At 64.0% G+C, this 1871-nt stretch carries 2 protein-coding genes and 2 pseudogenes; all 4 read left to right on the plus strand.

Annotation, left to right across the window (positions count from 1 at the left end; translation table 11 throughout):
* Positions 1-189: pseudogene (locus FFS27_RS32335) on the plus strand (NAD-dependent protein deacylase); the annotation flags it as partial.
* A gap of 65 nt (positions 190-254) precedes the next feature.
* Complete coding sequence (locus FFS27_RS32340) at positions 255-872, plus strand: C40 family peptidase (RefSeq protein WP_003082470.1); 618 nt, start codon at positions 255-257, stop codon at positions 870-872.
* Positions 873-954: 82 nt separating this feature from the next.
* Positions 955-1488 carry a C40 family peptidase gene (locus FFS27_RS32345; protein ID WP_003086623.1) on the plus strand — a complete coding sequence of 178 codons (534 nt, stop codon included), beginning with the start codon at positions 955-957 and terminating at the stop codon, positions 1486-1488.
* A gap of 19 nt (positions 1489-1507) precedes the next feature.
* A pseudogene (locus FFS27_RS32350) lies at positions 1508-1871 on the plus strand (SAM-dependent methyltransferase); the annotation flags it as partial.

Here is a 1871-nt window from a genome sequence, read left to right on the forward strand (position 1 = left end):
GTGCTGGTGGTGGGAACCACCGCGAGCTTCCCCTATATCGTCGAACCGGTGCTGCGCACGCGGCAGGCGGGAGGCTTCACCGCGGAGGTGAATCCTGGCGTGACCGACCTCAGCGAGCGGGTCGATGTGAAAATGACAGGACGAGCCTTAGACATCATGCCGCAGGTGGTAAGTCACATTTATCGATAAAAAACTTGCATAGGATTGATCGAGAAGGCAAATTAGCCCGCTAGTAAAACTAATGAGACACGGTCGTGCCCATGCTTAAACGCTTAGCACCCCTCGTGCCCATGAGTTTCGTTCTGCTGCTGGCCGCTTGCGCCAGCCATTCGCCGGAGCCGCAGGTCGCCAAAGAGCCGACCGCAGCCAAGAGCAGCATCGACGTCGAACGCGACGCGATCGCTTGGCAGGATGTTGAGGACGAAGGGGCGGACAATTCATCGGCTGGTACGCCTGCGCTGGCGTCCAGCATCCTCGAGCGCGCTTTCGAACTGATCGGTACGCCGTACCGTTTCGGCGGTACGACGGCGAAAGGCTTCGATTGCAGCGGCTTCGTCGGCTACCTGTTCCGCGAGGAGGCCGGCATCAAGCTGCCGCGCTCCACCCGCGAACTCATCGATATGGACGTGCCGCTGGTCTCCAAGGACGAGTTGCAGCCGGGCGACCTGCTGTTCTTCAACAACCGTGGCCGTGGCCGCGTCAGCCACGCCGGCATCTACATCGGCGATGGCCAGTTCATCCATTCCGCCAGCCGTCGCGGCGGCGGGGTGCGGGTGGACAGCCTGGACTCCAGCTACTGGAGCCTGAGCTACATGGAAGCCAAGCGGGTGCTCGAACCCGGCTACAAGGACGCCCTGACGAGCAAGCGCTAAACTTAAAGTTTTACTTTAAGTATTGCGTTTAACTACTTGTCGTAGCAAAGTGGAAGCATTCCTCACCAGGAAGGCTTCCACTATGCATGCACTGGCCCGATTCTCGATCCTCGCCTTTGCTGCGCTGCTTACCGCCTGCGCCAGCAAAGCGCCGCCCCCCGCGCCCGCCAAACAGGTCGTATTCCGTCCGGCGACGAATTTCTCGCCCGCCGCCGACGATGTGCTGTTCCGTGCCCTCGGCCTGGTCGGCACGCCCTACCGCTGGGGCGGCAACACGCCCGATTCGGGCTTCGATTGCAGCGGCCTGATCAACTTCGTCTACCGCGACATGACCGGCATCAAGCTGCCGCGCTCGACCCGCGAGATGATTTCCATGCGCGCGCCCAGCGTGCCGGTGCAGGCCCTGCAGACCGGCGACCTGGTGTTCTTCGCCACCTCCGGTGGACGCACTGTGAGCCATGCCGGCATCTACGTCGGCGAGGGTCGCTTCGTGCATGCGCCGCGCACCGGCGGCACGGTGCGCCTGGACAGCCTGCAGAACAGCTACTGGCAACGCGCGTACCTGGACGCCAAGCGCGTGCTGGTTGCGCCGTCACCCTTGGCGCGGATGCCCTGAGGCGGGGAGGTCAGGGCCGATGACCACCCGCACCCTCAACCTCGACGACAACCTCTACCGCTACCTGCTGGACGTTTCGCTGCGGGAAACCCCGCTGATGACCCGCCTGCGCGAGGAAACCGCGAAGCTGCCCAACGCGCGCTGGCAGATCGCCCCCGAGCAGGGCCAGTTCATCGCCTTGCTGCTGACCCTGATCGGTGCGCGGCGGGCGCTGGAGGTCGGCACCTTCACCGGCTACAGCGCCCTGTGCATGGCTACCGCCCTTGGCGAGCAGGGGCGCCTTACCTGTTGCGACCTGCCCGGCGACTACCATCTCGCCGAAGGTGAAGCTGTTCGTCCAGTTTCTCCAGCAGGCCCTGGGCAGCCCGCCGTGGGGCGTCCGC

Origin of the sequence: Pseudomonas sp. 2VD (assembly GCF_005503585.1) — a bacterium.
Lineage (GTDB): Bacteria > Pseudomonadota > Gammaproteobacteria > Pseudomonadales > Pseudomonadaceae > Pseudomonas > Pseudomonas aeruginosa.